This window comes from Rahnella sp. PAMC25617 (genome assembly GCF_050606005.1).
Lineage (GTDB): Bacteria > Pseudomonadota > Gammaproteobacteria > Enterobacterales > Enterobacteriaceae > Rahnella > Rahnella variigena.
Genome location: NZ_JBOCUM010000100.1, coordinates 1 through 272 on the forward strand (window position 1 = coordinate 1; position 272 = coordinate 272).

Annotated in this window: 1 protein-coding gene; it reads right to left on the minus strand. The window is 41.5% G+C overall.

Features of this window, described 5'->3' with window-relative positions:
• Positions 1-13 precede the first annotated feature (13 nt).
• Positions 14-272 (minus strand): hypothetical protein (locus ACM615_RS23990; RefSeq protein ID WP_431012643.1); only part of this gene is annotated, 259 nt, incomplete at its 5' end.

Below are 272 nucleotides of genomic sequence, written 5' to 3' on the forward strand. Positions count from 1 at the left end.
AACCCGCTCTTTCTTACTCTTCTACCAGTTCGCTGTCATAAGCAAGCTGTCCAATATAGTGATTCATTTCAGTTGGCATGTCTGCTGCAGGGCCATATTCATAATCCCAAAGGTTTAAAAAGGAGTGAGCTGCTTGATAAAATGCGGCTTCGTCCGCGTCATGAATTTCGTCAAAAAACGTTTGAAGCAGCCGATCGTATTTCAATGTGAAGCGCCTCCTTAAATGAGACTTAAAGATCTTGTGGTTTAAACGTTTTACAATCCGTTTCTTC